Source organism: Pseudomonas sp. P1_F1_2, assembly GCF_056405815.1.
The window spans coordinates 1-16,185 of record NZ_JBFUBK010000027.1 but is presented as its reverse complement, the minus strand read 5'-3'; the positions used below and the strand labels follow the sequence as shown (position 1 = coordinate 16,185).

Genomic DNA, 16,185 nt, shown 5'->3' with positions numbered 1-16,185 from the left:
CGGGCCGTAGATATCTGTCGCCTTTTAACCATTATTCTGCGTGAATACCGCGAATTCGGCCGCTTGCCGGGCCGTGCGGTTTCTACCGGTTGAGCACTTTGAAGACATTTGACCATTTGACCGTTGTCGGTCTGCGCGAGTGGGTGGCGCTCCCGGATTTGGGAGTCGCGGGCCTGCGGGCAAAAATCGACACCGGTGCCAGTACCTCCAGCCTGCATGCCACCGACATCGAGCCGTTCGAGCGCGATGGCGAGCAGTGGGTTCGCTTCACCGCGCACTTGGGCACGGTGGTGCAGTTGCGCCATCGACGCTGCGAAGCGCCGCTGGTGACGATGAAAACCATTAAAAGCTCCAACGGTCACGCGCAGAAGCGATACGTGGTCAGCACCACCCTGGCCCTCGGTGATCGGGTCTGGCAGGTCGAGTTCACGCTCGCCTGCCGCAAATCCATGCGTTATCGCCTGTTGCTCGGTTCCAAAGCCCTGATTCACGGTCAGCTGGTGGTCAATCCGGGCATCAAGTACGTACAAGACAAGCCGGTGTTCCCGGTATCTACCTCCTCCACAGGTGTTGCATGAAGATCGCTGTGCTGTCGCGGAACCCGCGTCTGTATTCCACTCGTCGTCTGGTTGAAGCCGGTACCGAGCGTGGCCATGAAATGGTGGTGATCGACACCCTGCGCGCCTACATGAACATTGCCAGCCACAAGCCGCAGATCCACTACCGCGGCAAGCCGCTGGAAGGGTTCGACGCGGTGATCCCCCGGATCGGTGCGTCGGTCACGTTTTATGGCTGCGCGGTGTTGCGCCAGTTTGAAATGATGGGCGTGTTTCCGCTCAATGAATCGGTGGCCATTGCCCGTTCGCGGGACAAGCTGCGTTCGTTGCAATTGCTGTCACGTCGCGGCATCGGCCTGCCGGTGACCGGGTTCGCTCACTCGCCGGATGACATTCCCGACCTGATCGACATGGTCAACGGCGCCCCGCTCGTGATCAAGGTGCTGGAAGGGACCCAGGGCATTGGTGTGGTGTTGTGTGAAACGGCGACGGCGGCGGAGTCGGTGATTGAAGCGTTCATGGGCCTGAAGCAGAACATCATGGTTCAGGAATACATCAAGGAAGCCGGCGGGGCCGACATTCGTTGCTTCGTGGTCGGCGACAAGGTGATCGCAGCAATGAAGCGTCAGGCCAAGCCCGGGGAGTTCCGCTCCAACCTGCATCGAGGTGGCAGCGCCAGCCTGATCAAGATCACACCCGAAGAACGCATGACCGCGTTGCGTGCAGCGAAGGTGATGGGCCTGGCGGTGGCGGGCGTGGACATCCTGCGCTCCAATCACGGGCCGCTGGTGATGGAAGTCAATTCGTCGCCGGGACTGGAAGGGATCGAAACCACCACCGGGAAAAACGTGGCGGGGATCATCATCGAGCATCTGGAAAAGAATGGCGGGCCGAACATGACCCGAACCAAAGGAAAGGGCTGAGGCTGATCGTTCCCACGCTCCGCGTGGGAACGATCAGGTCAGACAGCATCCCGCGGCAACATCAACCCCAGCGGCAACCGTACCCGAGCTTCCAGCCCGCCACCGGAACGGTTACGCAACTCAACATTCCCACCGTGCATCGACGCAATCCGCTTCACGATCGCCAGGCCCAGGCCGGTCCCTTTGCCACCCCGGGCACGATCCCCCCGAGTGAACGGATTGAAGATCGCCTCCAGCTCCGACGGATCAATCCCCGCCCCACGGTCCATGACACTCAGCACCACATACGGCGCGGCAGTATCGCCAGACACATAGGCCGCCACCTCAACGCCGCTGCCGGCGTGATGCAAGGCATTGCCGATCAGGTTGTTCAACAGGCGTTTCATCGACACCCGGCGCAATGGAAACGGCTGGATCGGCTCCAGGCGCAAACGCACTCTTTCTTCGTTCTGGTTGTACGGTGCCGCGACTTCGCGAACCAGGTCGCTGAGGTCCACTTCCTCCACCGACTCGTCACGACCATCGCGGATAAACGCCAGGAACTGATCGAGGATTGCGTCCATGTCTTCGATGTCGCGCACCATGTCGTCGGTCAGATCGGTGCGATCACCCATCAGCTCCAGGGACAAGCGCAATCGGGTCAACGGCGTACGCAAGTCATGGGACACACCGGCCAGCATCAGCTCGCGTTCCCGGCCGGCCTGCTCGACGTCTTCCGCCATCTGATTGAAGGCGCGATACACCTCGGTCATTTCGCTGGGCGTGTCGCTGATGGGCAATCGCACGCTGCGCCCCTGGCCGAGTTGCCTTGCGGCATACACCAGACGTTTCAATGGTTGGTTGAGCTGACTGACGAAGATCCATGCCGACGCCGTGGACAACAAGCCAATGGCGAGGAACCAGCCGAGCACGTTCCAGATTTTCTGCCCCCGCAATGGATGCGGATACAGCGGCACTTTCAGCCAGCCATCACCCAGGCTCGGCGCCCGGACCCACAGCGCCGGCGGCGAGTGCATGCGTAACCGGACTTCGGTATCGGCGCCCAGTTCAGCCTGCATCTGCCGCTGGTAGATCTCGCTGTATGGCCAGTGCTGCTCACCCTCAGGCACACCGGCACCCACCACCCGAATCAGGGTGGCGGCATCGGCGATCTTCGCGCGGTTTTCTTCATCGGCGGCCCAATAGGCGCGCAGCGTCAGGGCGACACCGTGGCTGTATTGCCGGTCCACCAGCACGTCTTCGTTCATCAACAGATAAACCAGGGTCAGCGCCTTGGAAAACAGAACGACGATCAGCACCAGCCAAAGGGTGCGGGAGAAGAAACTCTGGGGGAACCAAACGGGGGTTTTCATGGATAACCGCTACACACTTGCAGGAGCGAGCGATGCTCGCATATTGCGGATCGCGAGTCTGYGGACAATGTCGTCCGCAGGACCCGCTCCTACAAATCGCCGATCACTTGGTGGYGGCGCCATCCGGAACGAACACGTAGCCCACGCCCCAGACTGTCTGGATGTAACGCGGCTTGGACGGATCGGGTTCGATCATCCGGCGCAGACGGGAGATCTGCACGTCGATGGAACGCTCCAGGGCATCCCACTCGCGGCCACGGGCCAGGTTCATCAACTTGTCGCGGGTCAGTGGCTGACGCGCGTTCATCACCAATGCCTTGAGGACCGCAAACTCACCGGTGGTGAGCATGTGTACTTCGTCGCCACGCTTGAGTTCGCGGGTCGCCAGCGACAGTACGTAATCACCGAAGGTCACGCTTTCGTCTTCGCTGCCCGGTGCTCCCGGCACAGGTGTCGACTGACGACGCAGGACCGCTTTGACGCGGGCCATCAGCTCATCCGGGTTGAACGGCTTGGCCAGGTAATCGTCGGCGCCCAGTTCCAGGCCCTTGATACGGCTCAGCTCATCGCCCTTGGCGGTCAGCATGATGATCGGAATCTGATTGTTCGCGGCGCGCAGGCGGCGGCAGGCGGTCAAGCCGTCTTCGCCGGGCAGCATCAGGTCGAGGACGACCAGGTTGAACACTTCACGCGACAGCAGACGATCCATCTGCTCGGTGTTGGGTACGGCGCGGGCGCGGTAGCCCTTGCTGACGAAAAAACGCTCCAGCAGGCTGCTGAGGCCCGGATCGTCGTCAACAATAAGAATTTTTTCGCCTTCAGCAGTGTTTGCAGTGCTGCTCATTAGATGCTCCTTTGATCTCGGCGCGCATTATGGCGTAGCTGCCGTTATACGCACCGTGTGCATTGTTAGCAGATTTTTCCTCCACCGCCAGTAAACCGGCCATTCCCCTTCCCGCCAGCGATGCCCCGGAATGCGCGAACGCTGGTTATAATGCGCGGCGTTTTGTGTCAGGCAACATCAGACAGGTACTACAGGCAGGCGCTATTTATTTTCCTGCCGCCCGCAGTAATTGTTCGATTTCACGGGTCAATGGGGTGCCCTTTGATCCAGGCAGCGGCGCAGGCCAGGCCGCTCAACCAGACTCGCAGAGCCTCTATCTCTGCGCCTGCGAGCCTGCTTTCACAATTTGTCAGGTGGTTTTATGGACAGCATCAACAGCCGCATCGCCGAGGAACTCGGTGTACGCCCACAACAGGTCGAAGCGGCCGTCGCGCTACTCGATGAAGGCTCTACCGTTCCCTTCATCGCCCGTTACCGGAAAGAAGTGACCGGCAGCCTCGATGACATCCAGTTGCGTCATCTGGAAGAGCGTCTGCGCTACCTGCGAGAACTCGACGAACGGCGCATCAGCATCCTCGCCAGCATCGAAGAGCAAGGCAAGCTGACCCCGGCACTTGAGCGCGATATCAAACTCGCCGACACCAAGACCCGCCTCGAAGACTTGTACCTGCCGTACAAGCAAAAGCGCCGCACCAAGGGCCAGATTGCCCTGGAAGCCGGCCTCGGCGAACTGGCTGACGGCCTGTTCAACGATCCATCCCTGACGCCCGACGCTGAAGCCGCACGCTTCGTGAATGCAGAAAAAGGCGTGGCCGATGTGAAGGCCGCCCTCGAAGGCGCCAAGTACATCCTCATGGAGCGCTTCGCCGAAGACGCCGGTTTGCTGGACAAACTGCGCAGCTACCTAAAGCAGGAGGCTACCCTCAGTGCCCGCGTTATCGCTGGCAAGGAAGAGGAAGGCGCCAAGTTCCGCGACTACTTCGAACACGACGAACCGCTGAAAAGCATGCCGTCGCACCGCGCGCTGGCAATTTTCCGTGGCCGCAACGAAGGCATTTTGAGTTCGGCCCTGAAAGTCGGTGACGAACTGCCGGGCACCATGCACCCGTGCGAGGGCATGATCGGCCAGCAATTCGGTATCCAGAACCAGAACCGCGCCGCCGACAAATGGCTGGGCGAAGTGGTGCGCTGGACCTGGAAGGTCAAGCTCTACACCCACCTTGAAACCGACCTGCTGGGTGAGCTGCGCGACGGTGCGGAAACCGAAGCGATCAACGTGTTCGCGCACAACCTGCATGACTTGCTGCTGTCGGCTCCAGCCGGCCCGCGCGCGACACTGGGCCTCGACCCGGGCCTGCGTACCGGCTGCAAGGTCGCCGTGGTCGATGCCACCGGCAAGCTGCTGGACCACGCCACCGTTTACCCGCACGTGCCGCATAACAAGTGGGATCAGACCCTCGCGATTCTCGCCGCCCTGTGCGCCAAGCACTCGGTCGACCTGATCGCCATCGGCAACGGCACCGCCAGCCGTGAAACCGACAAGCTGGCCGCCGAGCTGATCAAGAAATACCCAGCGATGAAGATGACCAAAGTCATGGTCTCCGAGGCCGGTGCATCGGTTTACTCGGCGTCGGAACTGGCTTCCAAAGAATTCCCGGACCTGGACGTATCGATCCGTGGTGCGGTGTCGATTGCCCGTCGCTTGCAGGATCCACTGGCTGAGCTGGTGAAGATCGATCCGAAATCCATCGGTGTCGGCCAGTACCAGCACGATGTGTCGCAGCTGAAACTGGCGCGTGGCCTGGACGCGGTTGTCGAAGACTGCGTGAACGCCGTGGGCGTCGACGTCAACACCGCCTCCGTGGCGCTGCTGGCGCGCATCTCCGGCCTCAACGCGACCCTGGCACAGAACATCGTCAGCCATCGCGATGAACACGGCGCGTTCAAAACCCGTGCGGCATTGAAGAAAGTCGCGCGTCTGGGCGAGAAAACCTTCGAACAGGCCGCCGGTTTCTTGCGCGTGATGAACGGTGACAACCCGCTGGATTCCTCGGCCGTTCACCCGGAAGCCTATCCGTTGGTGCAGCGCATTGCCGCTGAAACCGACCGTGACATCCGTTCGCTGATTGGCGACGCCAGCTTCCTCAAGCGTCTCGATCCGAAGAAGTACACCGACGAAACCTTCGGTCTGCCAACGGTCACCGACATCCTGCAAGAGCTGGAAAAACCCGGTCGCGACCCGCGTCCCGAGTTCAAGACCGCCGAGTTCCAGGAAGGCGTCGAAGACCTCAAGGACCTGCAACTGGGGATGATCCTCGAAGGCGTCGTCACCAACGTGACCAACTTCGGTGCGTTCGTCGACATCGGCGTGCATCAGGACGGCTTGGTGCACATCTCCGCGCTTTCGGAGAAGTTCATCAAGGACCCACGCGAAGCGGTGAAGGCCGGTGACGTGGTGAAGGTGAAAGTCATGGAAATCGACATCCCGCGCAAACGCGTGGGCCTGTCGATGCGCATGAGCGACACCCCGGGCGAGAAAATCGACGGCGCTCGCGGTGCACGTCCGGGGTCGGCGCCACGCCAGTCCCAGAACACCGCACCGCGTAAGGAAACCACAGCTGCCGCACCGAGCAACAACGCCATGGCGTCGCTGTTCGCCAACGCCAAGCAGTTGAAGAAACGCTGATGGACATCCCCGCCGGGTACACCGAAAGTGCCTTTTTCAAGCTGCTGGGCTGTCGCTTGCACAGCCTGGAAACCGGGGTGGCGCACGTCGCCCTGGTGCTTGAGCCCGAGTTGCGCAATCGCGCTGGCAAGCTGCACGGCGGGGCCTTGTTCAGTCTGGTGGACATTGCCATGGGGCTGGCCTGTTCCAGCGCCCACGGCTTTGACCAGCAGAGCGCGACCATCGAGTGCAAGATCAACTACATCCGCGCGGTATCCGACGGCGAAGTGATGTGCACGGCACGGGTGATTCACCCGGGCCGACGCACATTGGTGGTCGAAGCCGATGTGATGCAGGGCGACAAACTGGTCGCAAAAGCGCAAGGCACGTTCGCTGTCCTGTAGCTAGTCGTCATCAATTTGAGTTAATTTCAGCGCTGTGACAGCAGCGTCGGAGTTTCCTGTGGGAGCGGGCTTGCCCGCGAAAAGGGAGTGTCAGTCAACATCAAGTCGTCTGACACACCGCCTTCGCGGGCAAGCCCGCTCCCACAGGGATTGCGTTTCCTTCGCGTGCATCTGCCAGATTCAAGGATTGAAGCCGGTGGCTCCACAGGGGCTTTGAGAGCCCGAAAAACCAGGCGAAAACGCCAGTTTTAACTTCACCCTTGTAGACCGTCCTGCCCACCCCCATATTGGGGCGACTGACGCGTGAAGGAATCCAACTTGAGCGAACTTCTCAACCGCCGCCTGGCCCTGCTTGGCGAGCGCGCTAACCTCTCTCTGCTCGAACAGTGCCTTCACGGCATCGAACGTGAATGCCTGCGCGTGACCGGCGAAGGTCGCCTGGCGCAAACGCCGCACCCGGAAGAATTGGGTTCCGCGCTGACCAACGAACAGATCACCACCGACTATTCCGAGTCGCTGCTGGAGTTCATCACTCCGGCCCTGCCCGACCCGGCGGACACGTTGGCGAGCCTGGACAAGATTCACCGTTTTGCCTACAGCAAGCTCGGCAACGAGTACCTGTGGAGCCCCTCGATGCCGTGCCCGTTGCCGGCCGAGGAAGACATCCCGATTGCCTACTACGGCACGTCCAACATCGGGCAGCTCAAGTACGTGTATCGCAAGGGCCTGGCCCTGCGTTACGGCAAGACCATGCAGTGCATCGCCGGGATCCACTACAACTTTTCCCTGCCGGAAAAGCTCTGGCCGCTGCTCAAGCAAGTTGAAGATTTTGTTGGCGACGATCGCGACTATCAGTCAACGGCCTACATCGCCCTGATCCGCAACTTCCGCCGCTACAGCTGGCTGCTGATGTACCTGTTTGGCGCCTCGCCCGCACTGGACGCCGGCTTCCTGCGTGGTCGCTCGCACCAGTTGGAACAACTGGACCCGGACACCTTGTACCTGCCGTACGCCACCAGCCTGCGCATGAGCGACCTGGGTTACCAGAGCAACGCCCAGGCCGGCTTGACGCCGTGCTACAACGATCTGTCGAGCTACACCGATAGCCTGCGCAAAGCGGTCGCCACACCGTATGCACCGTATGTCGAGATCGGCACGCATCAGGACGGTGAGTGGGTTCAGCTCAACACCAACATTCTGCAGATCGAAAACGAGTACTACTCCAACATCCGCCCGAAGCGCGTGACCTACACCGGCGAACGGCCGATTCAGGCGCTGGTGGCCCGTGGCATTCAGTACGTTGAAGTGCGCTGCCTGGACATCAACCCGTTCCTGCCAATGGGCATCGATCTCACCGAGTCGCGTTTCCTCGATGCGTTCCTGCTGTATTGCGCGCTGAACGACAGCCCGCTGCTGACCAACACCAGTTGCGGCAACGCGACGTCGAACTTCCTCAGCGTGGTCAAGGAAGGTCGTCGTCCGGGCCTGCAACTGCAACGGGATGGCCAGCCGGTTGACCTGAAAGAGTGGGCGGGCGAGCTGCTGGAAAAAATCGCTCCGCTGGCCGCACTGCTCGATCAGAGCCATGGCGGAGATGCGCACAGCAAGGCGCTGGATACGCAAATGGCCAAGGTCCAGGATCCGTCCCTGACACCGTCGGCCCAGGTGTTGGCATCGATGGCTGAGCACAAGGAAAGTTTCGCGCAGTTCTCCTTGCGTCAAAGCCAGGCCCATGCCGAGTTCTTCCGCAGCGAGCCATTGGCGGCGGATGAGCAGGCCAAGTTTGAAGAACTGGCGCGTTCGTCGCTGGCCCAGCAGGTTGAGCTGGAACAGAACGAAGTCGGTGATTTCGACGTGTTTGTCGGCGCGTATCAGGCGAGCATTTTGGCAATCAGTAACTAAACGCTGACTTCTGCCTGATCGTTCCCACGCGGAAGCGTGGGAACGATCAAGCGATTTGCAGCGACGCCCTTAACGTTTTCCTCTCATAAGCTAATTCGAAAAAGTTATTTATTTTTGAATTCTTAGATCATTTAGTCTCTTTATCACGCCGACACTCGGTCGCCGGATAAGGAGCTTCGCAATGAAACTGACCTTCCCACTTCGCTTGCTGGCGGCCGCCACTCTGGCTGCAGCGAGTCTGTTTGCCCAAGCCGCTGACGTTACCGTTGCCTACCAGACCACCGTGGACCCGGCAAAAGTTGCCCTGGCCGACGGCGCCTACGAAAAAGCCACCAAAGCCGATATCAGCTGGCGAAAATTCGACAACGGTGCCGACATCATTGCCGCCATCGCCTCGGGTGACGTGCAGATCGGCTACCTCGGTTCCAGCCCCCTGACGGCGGCGATCACCCGCAAAGTGCCGGTGGAAACCTTCCTCATCGCCACCCAGATCGGCGCTGCCGAAGCGCTCGTCGCGCGTGACGGCTCCGGGATCAAGACACCGCAGGATCTGATCGGCAAGAAAATCGCCGTGCCATTCGTTTCCACCGGTCACTACAGCCTGCTGGCTGCGTTGAAGCACTGGAACATCGACCCGTCGAAAGTCACCGTCCTCAATCTGGCTCCACCCGCGATCATTGCTGCGTGGAAACGCGGTGACATTGACGCCACCTACGTCTGGGATCCAGCCCTGGGTGTCGCCAAGGAAAACGGCAAAGTACTGATCACCTCCGGCGAACTGGCCAAGTTCGGCGCACCAACCTTCGATGCCTGGATCGTGCGCAAAGACTTCGCCGAGAAGCACCCGGAAATCGTCACTGCGTTCGCCAAAGTGACCCTGGACGCCTACGCCGACTACCGCAAAGACCCGAAAGCCTGGCTCGCCAACCAAAGCAACGTCGACAAACTGGTGAAGCTCTCCGGCGCCAAGGCCAGCGACATTCCATTGCTGCTGCAAGGCAACGTCTACCCGCTGGCGGCTGACCAGGTGATCACCCTCGGCGCACCGACCACCAAAGCCATCACCGACACCGCCGCGTTCCTCAAGGAACAAGGCAAGGTCGAAGCCGTGCTGCCGGACTACGCACCGTACGTCAACGCCAAGTTCATCACCAACTGATCGGGAGTTAACCGCAATGGCCTTGCTACAGCTGGAGCGCATCAGCGCACAGTACCCCGGTAGTCCGGAACCGGTACTGGCGGATATTTCCCTGAGCCTGGGGCCCCAGCAGTTGCTGGTTGCCCTCGGCCCGTCCGGCAGTGGCAAGACTTCGCTGTTGAACCTGATCGCCGGTTTTGTCGAGCCCAGTGCCGGGCGCATTGCCCTCGACGGCGTGCCGGTCAAGGGCCCGAGTGCCGAACGCGGCGTGGTGTTTCAGGACGACGCGTTACTGCCTTGGCAGGACGTATTGGCCAACGTCGGTTTCGGTCTGGAGCTGGCGGGCGTTCCTCGGGACAAACGTGAAACCCGCGCGAAGGAAATGCTCGCGCTGGTCGACCTTACCGGTTTCGAAAACCGTCGCATCTGGCAGCTCTCGGGCGGCCAGAAGCAGCGTGTCGGCCTTGCCCGCGCATTAGCCGCCGACCCTCGCGTCTTGCTCATGGACGAGCCCTTCGGCGCTCTCGACGCCTTCACCCGCGAACAGATGCAGGAGCTGTTGCTGCAAGTCTGGCGACGTACCGCCAAGCCGGTGTTCCTGATTACCCACGACATTGAAGAAGCAGTCTTCCTCGCGACAGACCTGATTCTGCTGGCGCCCAATCCTGGGCAAATCGTCGAGCGCCTGAGCCTGGATTTCGGCCAACGTTATGCGGCCGGCGAGTCGGCGCGGGCGATCAAATCCGACCCGCGCTTTATCGAAACCCGCGAACACGTGCTCGCCAAAGTATTCTCCCAACGCAGCGCCGCCCAGCGGCAGGAGCGCGCATGAGCAGCTATGAAATTCCGGCCGTGACGGTGAAACCGAGTTCGACGGTGATTCCGGTTCGTCGCAGTTTGAGCACCCGCTGGATCAGCGTGCTGACACTGGTGGCGCTCGTGATCCTCTGGTGGGCCGTCACGGCCACGGGGATGATCGAACCGTTGTTCCTGCCGCCACCATCCGCCGTGCTGCAAAAGGGTTGGCTGCTGGCGACTTCCGGCTACATGGATTCGACGTTGTGGCAGCATTTGGGCGCGAGCCTGAGCCGTATCGGCCTGGGCCTCGGCTTTGCCGTGCTGACCGCTGTGCCGGTGGGGATCGCCATCGGCCACAACCGCATCGCTCGCGGCATTCTCGATCCGCTGATCGAGTTCTACCGCCCGATTCCACCGTTGGCGTATCTGCCGCTGATCGTGATCTGGTGCGGCATCGGTGAGTTGTCGAAAGTCTTGCTGATCTACCTGGCGATTTTCGCCCCGATTGCCATCGCTACCGCGACCGGTGTGCGCACTGTCGACCCAGCCAAGTTGCGTGCAGCGCAGTCGCTGGGTGCAACCCGCGCGCAGTTGATTCGTCATGTGATTCTGCCGAGTGCCTTGCCGGATATTCTGACCGGCGTGCGCATTGGCCTGGGCGTGGGTTGGTCGACCCTGGTCGCCGCCGAATTGATCGCCGCCACTAGCGGTTTGGGCTTCATGGTGCAGTCGGCCGCGCAGTTCCTGGTCACCGATGTGGTGGTGCTGGGGATTCTGGTGATTGCGTGTCAGACAACGATGTTGTGAATGACACACCGCTATCGCGAGCAGGCTCACTCCTACAAATGCTCGACACCACGAATTTGAAGAGAACCACCATGAGCTACCTGACCATCGTCCCCCTCAGTTCTGCCCTCGGTGCGCAAATCAGCGGCGTCGATACCAGCCAGCCACTGAACCTGGAACAGCGCGATGCCATTGAGCAAGCGCTGCTCAAGCATCAAGTGCTGTTCTTCCGCGACCAGCCGATCACGCCGCAGCAGCAGGCACGATTCGCCGCCCATTTCGGCGACCTGCACATTCACCCGATCTACCCCAACGTACCGGAACAACCGGAAGTGTTGATCCTCGACACTGCCGTCACCGACGTGCGCGACAACGCGATCTGGCACACCGATGTGACCTTCCTGCCGACCCCGGCCATGGGCGCAGTACTCAGCGCCAAGTTGCTGCCGGAGTTTGGCGGTGACACGTTGTGGGCCAGTGGGATTGCGGCGTATGAAGCATTGTCCGCGCCGATGAAGTCCTTGCTCGAAGGGCTGACCGCCACCCACGATTTCACCCGTTCGTTCCCGCTTGAGCGTTATGGCAATACGCCCGAAGCGCTGGCCCAGTGGGAAGAGGCACGACGCAAGAATCCGCCCTTGTCGCACCCGGTCATTCGTACACACCCGGTGAGCGGGCGGCGCTCGCTGTTCGTCAATGAAGGATTCACGTCGAAGATCAACGAACTGTCGGACACCGAGAGCGAAGCGGTTCTGAAGTTCTTGTTCGCCCATGCCACACGGCCGGAATTTACCATTCGCTGGCGCTGGCAGAAGGATGATGTGGCGTTCTGGGATAACCGCGTGACCCAGCATTACGCGGTGGATGACTACCGCCCGGCGCGGCGGGTGATGCAGCGGGCGACGGTGTTGGGGGATGTGCCGTTTTTTCGGTAACCCCTGAAACCCGATCATTCCCACGCTCTGCGTGGGAATGCAGCCCGGGACGCTCCGCGTCCCCTCCAAAGCCGAACGCGGAGCGTCCGCTGAGACATTCCCAMGCGGAGCGTGGGAACGATCAGTGCTCGCTCACTCAGCAGTTGAAGGCTTCTCCCAAAGATTGATCCCACCCTCTTGGGCGAACCGATCAATCTCCGCCAGTTCTTCCGCGCTGAAGCTCAAATTTTTCAACGCCCCGACGTTCTCGATAATCTGCTCCGGCCGGCTAGCACCGATCAACGCCGAGGTCACCCGAGGGTCGCGCAATGTCCAGGCCAACGCCAATTGCGCCAGACTTTGCCCACGACGCCTGGCGATTTCATTGAGCCCACGCACATGGGCGATGTTGGCTTCGGACAGGTGCGACGACTGCAACGAACCACCCCCCGGACGATTGACCCGCGCATCCTTCGGAATGCCGTTGAGGTATTTGTCGGTCAACAGGCCCTGCGCCAATGGGGTGAAAGCAATCACGCCGGTGCCGAGTTCGTCGGTGACTTCCAGCAGGTCCTTTTCCACCCAACGGTTGAGCAGGTTGTACGCCGGCTGATGAATCAGCAGCGGCACTTTCCACTCTTTCAACAGCGCCGCCATCTCACGGGTTTTCACCCCGGAATAGGACGAGATGCCGATGTACAACGCCTTGCCTTGTTGTACAGCGGTCGCCAGTGCACTGGCGGTTTCTTCCAGTGGTGTGTCCGGGTCAAAGCGGTGCGAGTAGAAAATGTCCACATAGTCCAGGCCCAGCCGTTGCAGGCTCTGATCCAGGCTGGCCAGCACGTATTTGCGCGAACCACCGCCCTGCCCGTAAGGACCGGGCCACATGTCCCAGCCAGCCTTGCTGGAGATGATCAGCTCATCGCGATACTGCTTGAAGTCTTCACGCAGCAATCGGCCGAAATTGATCTCGGCACTGCCGTACGGCGGGCCGTAGTTATTGGCCAGGTCAAAGTGATTGATGCCCAGGTCGAACGCCGTGCGCAACAACGAACGCTGGGTGTCGATCGGCGTGCTGTCGCCGAAGTTGTGCCACAGGCCCAGCGACAACGCCGGCAATACCAGACCGCTGCGCCCCACGCGGCGGTAAGGGATGGAGTCGTATCGGTTTTCGGCAGCGGTGTAGGTCATCGAATCCTCTCTTGTCGGTCTTGAATGTGGTATCGACTGCTTCGCAAGCGGCCAAGCATACGCCCGGACAAGCGCCGATAAACCTCGGACTCGAGAAAATGCTGAAACGTTTCACATATTTCGATTCATAAACGTTTACGCCGACAATTCTCTCAGCGCAGCAGCCGCCAAAAATCCCGATCTTGAGCTATATCGCCGGTCGCGGCTGACTGTCTGGTCGATACGCTCAAGCAACTGTTCAGGCAACGTGGCATTGAAGCGCACTGATTTGCCGAAATAAGGCGTGATATCAAACTCGACCACTCCCCACACACCGCCCGCGTAATCCGGGTTATCGAGGTGAGCATCGATTTCACGCACCTGCGGCAGCGGATCACCATCGGCCACCAGACCTTCATAGTGCAAAGACAACGCTTCTTTTACGTTTTCAAATGCCTGCGCCACAGTACCGCCTGCGGAGAAGCAGCCCGGTACGTCCGGGATAATCACTCCGTATTCTGAGTCGGCATCCTTATGCAGAACGACCGGGAATTTCATTTCGGTAAGTCCTTCCTGTGATGTGGCCTCATCGAGGCTCGCGTTTCCGACGTCGGGCCTCATTTCAGACCCGCCTGTTTCAATATGCTGTTGATCGTCCCTTTTGGAAGATCCGAATCAGGGTGCTTGATCGTTACCCTGCCTGACTTATACAAATGCTTGTACTGATGGTGGCTGCCTTTTACGGCCACCAGATACCAACCATCCTCCTCGATCATCCTGATCATTTCCCGACTTCGCATCACCTTCGTCCTTGTGGGCAGCATCTGCCGAGCACATTACGCGATGACCGCAAGACTTATACACACGATACACACTCTGATAAATATTAGCGGAATGCAAGCCGGTCAGAGTGACCGTAGACCACCGGCTACCCCGCCCCCGCAAACACCTCCCCCAACCAATCCACAAACACCCGGACCCGTGGCGACATGTGTCGGTTGTGCGGATACAACACGGAGACCGGCATCGCCGGTGGCGGTATATCTGTGAGGACTTCCTGCACCAGTCCTTGGGCAATCTGCGTTTCCATCCGGTAATGCGGGCACTGGATCAGCCCCAATCCGGCAATCGCCGAGGCGGCGTAGATTTCCGCGCCGAACACTGAAAGCGCGCCGTCAATGGCGACTTCCTTGATCTCGCCGTCCACTCTGAATTCAAACGGAAACAGCTTGCCCGTGGTGCGCGAAACGTAGTTCACCGCACGGTGATGCTTGAGGTCTTCGAGGGTTTTCGGTTCGCCGTATTTGCGTAAGTACGCGGGGCTGGCGCAGGTGATCTGGCGCAGGTTGGCGATGCGTTTACCGACCAGTGCCGAATCCGTCAGCGTACCCGCGCGCAGCACGCAGTCGACGCCTTCGGCGATCAAGTCGACAAAGCGGTCGGATTCGCTGATGGACAGGTCGATCTCCGGGTAGCGCTCCATGAATTGCGGCAACGCGGGGATCACAAAATTTTTAGCCAGCGTGCCGTGCAGGTCGACCCGTAATCGGCCTTTCGGCGCGCAACCGCGAAACGCCAGCTCGGCCTCTTCCAGCTCCGCCAACAGTTGCACGCAGCGCAAGTAGTACGCCTCGCCGTCCAGGGTCGCACGCACCTTGCGCGTACTGCGCTCCAGCAACCGTGTGCCTAGCCAGGCTTCGAACTGGTTCAGGGTGTGAGTCAACGTTGCGCGGGGCAGGTTCAAGTCTTCGGCCGCCAGGGTGAAGCTGCTGCGCTCGTAGATCCGCACGAACACCTTCATCGCTTTGACTTGATCCACGTGAGCCTCCGATTGTTGGCGATTATTGAACAGTCAAGGCAACTCTCGTGCATTTATCGGCCTGAGTAAACATGTGAAATTGGCCTCACACCCAGCAACCCACCTCATCAGGATTCAACGCCATGACTCACCAAAAAGTTGCCATCGTCACCGGCGCCTCGCGCGGCATCGGCGCAGTGATCGCCAAACAACTGGCCAGCGACGGTTTTGCCGTCGCCATCAATTACGCCAGCAGCGCCACTGAAGCCTCAAGGCTGGTTGTGGAATTGCGTCAGGCCGGTCATCAAGCCATAGCGATCAAGGCTGATGTAGCCAGCGCCGACGACGTGCGCCGGATGTTCGACGAGACTGAGGCGCAATTGGGCAAGGTCGATGTGCTGATCAACAACGCTGGCATCCTCAAGGTCATGCCCTTGGCGCAGCACACGGATGAACTGTTCGAGCAGACCTTCAACATCCACGCGCGCGGCACGTTCAACACGTTGCGCGAAGCGGCGACGCGCTTGAACGGTGGCGGACGGATCATCAATTTTTCCAGCAGCACCGTCGGCCTTAACTTGCCGGGTTATGCGGTGTACATCGCCAGCAAAGCGGCGGTGGAGTCGCTGACCCAAGTGTTCGCCAAGGAAATGCGCGGGCGCAGCATCACCGTCAATGCCGTGGCACCTGGGCCGGTGGCCACCGAGTTGTTTTTGCAGGGCAAGAGTGAGGAGCAGATTCAGAACTTCGCCAAGATGCCGCCGCTGGAGCGCTTGGGTCAGCCTGAAGACATTGCTCGTGTTGTGTCGTTTCTGGCGGGGCCGGATTCGGGCTGGGTCAACGGGCAGATTTTGCGGGCCAATGGTGGGTTGGTTTAACTAAGCTCACACTGACACTGCAGCGACGCTAATCGCGAGCAGGCTCGCTCCTACAG

15 protein-coding genes and 1 pseudogene are annotated in these 16,185 nt (G+C 60.2%); 10 read left to right on the top strand and 6 right to left on the bottom strand.

Annotated elements, in window-relative coordinates; all coding sequences use genetic code 11:
* The first annotated feature begins 98 nt into the window (after window positions 1-98).
* A complete protein-coding gene (gene rimB / locus AC1D2P_RS10450) occupies window positions 99-578 on the top strand; it encodes a retropepsin-like aspartic endopeptidase RimB (RefSeq protein WP_477757242.1) in 480 nt (159 codons plus the stop codon).
* On the top strand, window positions 575-1,480 hold the full coding sequence (rimK, locus tag AC1D2P_RS10445; RefSeq protein WP_007949201.1) for a 30S ribosomal protein S6--L-glutamate ligase: 906 nt from the start codon (window positions 575-577) through the stop codon (window positions 1,478-1,480). The genes rimB and rimK overlap by 4 nt, the downstream gene beginning before the upstream one ends.
* Before the next feature lie 38 nt (window positions 1,481-1,518).
* On the opposite strand, the gene AC1D2P_RS10440 is transcribed toward rimK, so the two are convergent.
* Together AC1D2P_RS10440 and ompR are read right to left on the bottom strand one after the other, a co-directional pair.
* On the bottom strand, window positions 1,519-2,832 hold the full coding sequence (locus tag AC1D2P_RS10440; RefSeq protein WP_046031307.1) for an ATP-binding protein: 1,314 nt from the start codon (window positions 2,830-2,832) through the stop codon (window positions 1,519-1,521).
* A 103-nt stretch (window positions 2,833-2,935) separates the two neighbouring features.
* Window positions 2,936-3,676, bottom strand: a complete 741-nt coding sequence (gene ompR / locus AC1D2P_RS10435; RefSeq protein WP_477811419.1) for an osmolarity response regulator transcription factor OmpR — start codon at window positions 3,674-3,676, stop codon at window positions 2,936-2,938.
* A gap of 361 nt (window positions 3,677-4,037) precedes the next feature.
* Between ompR and AC1D2P_RS10430 the strand changes: the two genes are divergently transcribed.
* From AC1D2P_RS10430 to tauD, 7 genes and pseudogenes are all read left to right on the top strand, one after another.
* Window positions 4,038-6,362 carry a Tex family protein gene (locus AC1D2P_RS10430; RefSeq protein ID WP_109785298.1) on the top strand — a complete coding sequence of 775 codons (2,325 nt, stop codon included), beginning with the start codon at window positions 4,038-4,040 and terminating at the stop codon, window positions 6,360-6,362.
* Entirely contained in the window at window positions 6,362-6,745 is a 384-nt protein-coding gene (locus AC1D2P_RS10425; protein ID WP_046031310.1) for a PaaI family thioesterase, read from the top strand. Before AC1D2P_RS10430 ends, AC1D2P_RS10425 begins: the two co-directional genes overlap by 1 nt.
* A gap of 318 nt (window positions 6,746-7,063) precedes the next feature.
* Window positions 7,064-8,647 carry a glutamate--cysteine ligase gene (gshA, locus tag AC1D2P_RS10420; RefSeq protein WP_109785297.1) on the top strand — a complete coding sequence of 528 codons (1,584 nt, stop codon included), beginning with the start codon at window positions 7,064-7,066 and terminating at the stop codon, window positions 8,645-8,647.
* 181 nt (window positions 8,648-8,828) lie between these two features.
* On the top strand, window positions 8,829-9,806 hold the full coding sequence (tauA, locus tag AC1D2P_RS10415) for a taurine ABC transporter substrate-binding protein (protein WP_109785296.1): 978 nt from the start codon (window positions 8,829-8,831) through the stop codon (window positions 9,804-9,806).
* A gap of 16 nt (window positions 9,807-9,822) precedes the next feature.
* Complete coding sequence (gene tauB / locus AC1D2P_RS10410; RefSeq protein WP_109785295.1) at window positions 9,823-10,617, top strand: taurine ABC transporter ATP-binding subunit; 795 nt, start codon at window positions 9,823-9,825, stop codon at window positions 10,615-10,617.
* Window positions 10,614-11,369: pseudogene (locus AC1D2P_RS10405) on the top strand (ABC transporter permease subunit); the annotation flags it as partial. The gene tauB and the pseudogene AC1D2P_RS10405, both read left to right, overlap by 4 nt.
* 92 nt (window positions 11,370-11,461) lie before the next feature.
* On the top strand, window positions 11,462-12,304 hold the full coding sequence (gene tauD / locus AC1D2P_RS10400; protein WP_109785294.1) for a taurine dioxygenase: 843 nt from the start codon (window positions 11,462-11,464) through the stop codon (window positions 12,302-12,304).
* Window positions 12,305-12,436: 132 nt separating this feature from the next.
* Here the strand turns inward: tauD and mgrA are convergent, their stop codons facing one another.
* The 4 genes from mgrA to AC1D2P_RS10380 all read right to left on the bottom strand — a co-directional run bounded on the left by mgrA (window position 12,437) and on the right by AC1D2P_RS10380 (window position 15,272).
* A complete protein-coding gene (gene mgrA, locus AC1D2P_RS10395) occupies window positions 12,437-13,474 on the bottom strand; it encodes an L-glyceraldehyde 3-phosphate reductase (protein ID WP_109785293.1) in 1,038 nt (345 codons plus the stop codon).
* 135 nt (window positions 13,475-13,609) lie between these two features.
* Window positions 13,610-14,074 (bottom strand): type II toxin-antitoxin system HicB family antitoxin, encoded by a 465-nt coding sequence (locus AC1D2P_RS10390; protein WP_177412223.1) that lies wholly within the window; start codon window positions 14,072-14,074, stop codon window positions 13,610-13,612.
* On the bottom strand, window positions 14,071-14,253 hold the full coding sequence (locus tag AC1D2P_RS10385; RefSeq protein ID WP_046031318.1) for a type II toxin-antitoxin system HicA family toxin: 183 nt from the start codon (window positions 14,251-14,253) through the stop codon (window positions 14,071-14,073). The genes AC1D2P_RS10390 and AC1D2P_RS10385 overlap by 4 nt, the downstream gene beginning before the upstream one ends.
* Before the next feature lie 128 nt (window positions 14,254-14,381).
* A complete protein-coding gene (locus AC1D2P_RS10380; RefSeq protein ID WP_109785292.1) occupies window positions 14,382-15,272 on the bottom strand; it encodes a LysR family transcriptional regulator in 891 nt (296 codons plus the stop codon).
* A 122-nt stretch (window positions 15,273-15,394) separates the two neighbouring features.
* On the opposite strand from AC1D2P_RS10380, the gene AC1D2P_RS10375 reads away from it, so the two are divergent.
* Window positions 15,395-16,129, top strand: coding sequence for an SDR family oxidoreductase (locus AC1D2P_RS10375; RefSeq protein WP_046031320.1), 735 nt, complete (start codon window positions 15,395-15,397; stop codon window positions 16,127-16,129).
* Window positions 16,130-16,185: the final 56 nt, after the last annotated feature.